The organism is Thalassobacter sp. (assembly GCF_982993085.1).
Genome location: NZ_CEZFMW010000187.1, coordinates 1 through 3,820, shown reverse-complemented (window position 1 = coordinate 3,820; position 3,820 = coordinate 1). Strand labels below are relative to the sequence as shown.

Sequence of the window (3,820 nt, the reverse complement as noted above, 5' to 3'; positions counted from 1 at the left end):
TTGGGCGGGGCAAGACAGAGACCGACCCAAGGCAATTGCTGGGAAAGACTGTGGCGCCTGAATGGCAGAGAAACTTGGCCTAAAGGGCTTGCGCGACGGGCCAATTGGTCGTATCCGGCACGCTCACTCCCGAACTCCACTGGAATCAGGGTCACCCGCTAATGGGGCCCCCCAGTGATGTTGAAAAAAGGAAAAGGCCTGTGAACGCCACCGAATTGCGTGATAAAACGCCCGATCAGCTGCGTGATATGCTGAAAGACCTCAAGAAAGAGGCCTTCAACCTCCGCTTCCAAGCTGCGACTTCCCAGATGGAAAACACCGCACGCGTGCGTACCGTTCGTCGTGACGTTGCCCGTGTGATGACCATTCTGAACGAAAAGGCCGCGTCTGCGGCCGCTGCTGAATAAGGGAGCCTGAGATATGCCTAAAAGAATCCTCTCCGGTGTTGTGACCTCTAACCAGAACGCACAAACCGTGACTGTGTCCGTTGAGCGTCGCTTCAAGCACCCTCTTCTGCAAAAGACCGTTCGTAAGTCCAAGAAATACCGGGCCCACGACGAGAACAACCAATTCAACGTTGGCGATGCTGTTCGTATCCAAGAATGCCCGCCGAAGTCGAAGACCAAGCGTTGGGAAGTGATCGCCGAGTAAGGCGACTACCATCAACATTAATCGAAACCATGGGGAAATGGGCGGGTCTCACGCTCCCCCAAAGGTCAGGAGAAACCAATGATCCAGATGCAGACCAATCTGGATGTCGCTGACAACTCCGGCGCACGCCGAGTTCAGTGCATCAAGGTCCTGGGTGGTTCCAAGCGTCGTTACGCATCCGTAGGTGACATCATCGTCGTCTCGGTAAAGGAAGCCATCCCGCGCGGTCGCGTGAAAAAAGGCGACGTCCGCAAGGCAGTCGTTGTACGCACCGCCAAAGAAGTCCGTCGCGAAGACGGCACTGCTATTCGCTTCGACCGCAACGCGGCCGTTATTCTCAACAACAACAACGAGCCAATGGGCACCCGGATTTTTGGGCCAGTGGTTCGTGAGTTGCGCGCGAAAAACTTCATGAAGATCATTTCGCTCGCACCGGAGGTGCTGTGAGATGGCTGCTAAGTTGAAAAAAGGCGACACTGTTGTCGTTCTGGCCGGCAAGGACAAGGGCAAACAGGGCGATATCCTGTCTGTTGATCCTGCTGCGGGCAAAGCGGTTGTGGAAGGCGTGAACATGGCCATCCGCCACACGCGTCAGTCGCAAGTAAGCCAAGGTGGCCGCATCCCCAAAGCGATGCCGGTTGACCTGTCGAACCTTTCGGTTCTGGATGCGAACGGTAAAGCCACACGCGTCGGCTTCCGCGAAGAAGACGGCAAGAAGGTCCGCTTCGCCAAAACCACGGGAGATGTGATCTAATGCTTGATACAGCAAACTACACCCCCCGTCTGAAGGGCGTCTACAAAGACACCATTCGTGCGACGATGAAGGAAGAGTTTTCCTACAAGAACGACATGCAGATCCCGCGTCTGGATAAAATCGTTCTGAACATCGGCGCCGGTGCTGAGTCCGTGCGTGACAGCAAAAAAGCCAAATCCGCTCAGGACGACCTGACCGCGATTGCTGGCCAAAAAGCTGTAATCACCACTGCCAAGAAATCCATCGCTGGCTTCCGGGTCCGTGAAGGCATGCCTCTTGGTACCAAGGTGACGCTGCGCGGCGACCGGATGTACGAATTTCTGGATCGTCTGATCACCATCGCATTGCCACGGGTCCGTGACTTCCGTGGCGTGAAGGGCACCTCTTTTGATGGTCGTGGCAACTACGCCATGGGTATGAAAGAGCATATCGTGTTCCCCGAGATCAACTTCGACAAAGTCGACGAAGTCTGGGGTATGGACATCATCATCTGCACCACCGCTCACACGGACGCAGAGGCAAAAGCATTGTTGAAAGCTTTCAACATGCCCTTCAACAGCTAAAGGACGATCAAGAATGGCTAAGAAATCCATGATCGAACGCGAAAAGAAGCGGGCCAAGCTGGTGAAGCAATATGCTACCAAGCGTGCCGCTCTTAAAGAGATCGCGAATGATGAGAGCAAATCGATGGAAGAGCGTTTCAAGGCGCGGCTGAAACTGGCCGAACTGCCCCGGAACTCCTCCGCCACTCGTTTGCATAACCGTTGCCAGCTGACCGGTCGCCCTAAGGCGTATTACCGCAAGCTGAAAGTCTCGCGGATCATGCTGCGCGAACTGGCCTCTAATGGTCAGATCCCCGGCATGGTCAAGTCGAGCTGGTAAGGGGAGAACAGAGAAATGAATGATCCTCTCGGCGATATGCTGACCCGTATCCGTAACTCGCAAATGCGCGGCAAATCCACTGTTTCGACACCTGCGTCGAAGCTGCGGGCTTGGGTGCTGGACGTGTTGGCGGACGAAGGCTACATCCGTGGCTACGAACACACCACGGATAAAGACGGCCACCCGGCCATCGAAATCAGCCTCAAGTACTACGAAGGCACCCCGGTTATCCGCGAGCTTAAGCGCGTGTCCAAACCGGGCCGTCGCGTCTACCTCGGCGTCAAGGACATCCCGTCCGTGCGTCAGGGTCTGGGCGTTTCCATTGTCTCCACGCCTCGCGGCGTGATGTCGGATGCATCTGCACGCAGCGCCAATGTTGGCGGTGAAGTGTTGTGCACCGTATTCTAAGGAGCGGTATAAATGTCTCGTATTGGTAAAAAGCCTATTGAGATGCCTTCGGGCGTCGAGGCCAAAATCTCCGGCCAGACGGTCGAAGTTAAGGGTCCCAAGGGCACTCGTAGCTTCACCGCCACCGACGATGTGACCATCACTGTTGACGGCAACGTCATTTCTGTTGAGCCGCGTGGCAAGTCCAAGCGTGCACGTCAGCAATGGGGCATGTCGCGGACAATGATCGGTAACCTCGTCACTGGCGTGACTGCCGGTTTCAAGAAAGATCTTGAAATCTCTGGTGTTGGTTACCGTGCTCAGATGCAGGGCAATACCCTGAAGCTGTCGCTCGGCTACTCCCACGATGTGAACTTCGATGTGCCTGCTGGCGTCACAGTGACAGCTGCCAAGCCCACCGAAATCAGCGTCGAGGGTATTGATGAACAACTCGTCGGTCAGGTTGCGGCTAACATCCGCGAATGGCGCCGTCCCGAGCCCTACAAGGGCAAAGGGATCCGGTACAAAGACGAGTATATCTTCCGCAAGGAAGGTAAGAAGAAGTAAGGACCGGACAAATGGCAAACAGCAAAAGAGACCTGTTCTTGAAGCGCCGCCTGCGCGTTCGGAACAAACTGCGGAAAATGGCAGACGGGCGCGCGCGCCTCTCCGTCCACCGCTCGAACAAGAACATCAGCGTGCAGCTGATCGACGATGTAAACGGCGTGACGCTCGCTTCGGCCTCCTCGCTTGAGAAGGATCTGGGCTGCGTCAATGTCAACAACGTCGAAGCTGCAACCAAAGTGGGTGCTGCAATCGCGGAACGCGCGAAAAAAGCTGGCGTTGACGCCTGCTACTTCGACCGCGGCGGCTTCCTCTTTCATGGTAAGGTGAAGGCTCTGGCCGAAGCTGCGCGTGAAGGTGGTCTGAAGTTCTAAAGACTTGTAGGGCGCTCCAGTGGGGCGCCCTCGATGATCCGGGGCCAATGGCCACTAGGATCGATCCAATTGGGCTGATTGCCCACTAGATAAAGGGACGCCACATGGCTGAACGTGAACAAAGAGGTCGTGGCCGCGGCCGCAACCGTGAAGAAGAAACTCCGGAATTCGCAGATCGCCTTGTCGCGATCAACCGCGTCTCCAAGAC

General features: G+C 55.9%; 9 protein-coding genes and 1 pseudogene. All 10 read left to right on the top strand.

The features are described from left to right. Positions 1-200: 200 nt before the first annotated feature. The gene (rpmC, locus tag AC4GMC_RS17565) at positions 201-407 is read left to right on the top strand and encodes a 50S ribosomal protein L29 (protein WP_038008622.1); all 207 of its coding nucleotides are present in this window, start codon (positions 201-203) and stop codon (positions 405-407) included. Between the two features lie 13 nt (positions 408-420). After that, the gene (gene rpsQ / locus AC4GMC_RS17560) at positions 421-651 is read left to right on the top strand and encodes a 30S ribosomal protein S17 (RefSeq protein WP_038008620.1); all 231 of its coding nucleotides are present in this window, start codon (positions 421-423) and stop codon (positions 649-651) included. A gap of 78 nt (positions 652-729) precedes the next feature. Then, positions 730-1,098 carry a 50S ribosomal protein L14 gene (gene rplN, locus AC4GMC_RS17555; protein ID WP_038008619.1) on the top strand — a complete coding sequence of 123 codons (369 nt, stop codon included), beginning with the start codon at positions 730-732 and terminating at the stop codon, positions 1,096-1,098. 1 nt (position 1,099) lies between these two features. Next, complete coding sequence (gene rplX, locus AC4GMC_RS17550) at positions 1,100-1,405, top strand: 50S ribosomal protein L24 (protein WP_487877769.1); 306 nt, start codon at positions 1,100-1,102, stop codon at positions 1,403-1,405. Continuing rightward, the gene (gene rplE / locus AC4GMC_RS17545) at positions 1,405-1,968 is read left to right on the top strand and encodes a 50S ribosomal protein L5 (protein ID WP_487877770.1); all 564 of its coding nucleotides are present in this window, start codon (positions 1,405-1,407) and stop codon (positions 1,966-1,968) included. The genes rplX and rplE overlap by 1 nt, the downstream gene beginning before the upstream one ends. A gap of 13 nt (positions 1,969-1,981) precedes the next feature. Beyond that, positions 1,982-2,287, top strand: a complete 306-nt coding sequence (rpsN, locus tag AC4GMC_RS17540; protein WP_038008616.1) for a 30S ribosomal protein S14 — start codon at positions 1,982-1,984, stop codon at positions 2,285-2,287. Between the two features lie 15 nt (positions 2,288-2,302). Then, positions 2,303-2,695: a 30S ribosomal protein S8 gene (gene rpsH, locus AC4GMC_RS17535; RefSeq protein WP_038008615.1), complete on the top strand. Its 393-nt coding sequence runs from the start codon at positions 2,303-2,305 to the stop codon at positions 2,693-2,695. Positions 2,696-2,707: 12 nt separating this feature from the next. Then, positions 2,708-3,241, top strand: a complete 534-nt coding sequence (gene rplF / locus AC4GMC_RS17530; RefSeq protein ID WP_487877771.1) for a 50S ribosomal protein L6 — start codon at positions 2,708-2,710, stop codon at positions 3,239-3,241. Between the two features lie 11 nt (positions 3,242-3,252). Next, positions 3,253-3,612, top strand: a complete 360-nt coding sequence (gene rplR, locus AC4GMC_RS17525) for a 50S ribosomal protein L18 (protein WP_487877772.1) — start codon at positions 3,253-3,255, stop codon at positions 3,610-3,612. A 104-nt stretch (positions 3,613-3,716) separates the two neighbouring features. Next, positions 3,717-3,820, top strand: a pseudogene (locus tag AC4GMC_RS17520) (30S ribosomal protein S5); the annotation flags it as partial.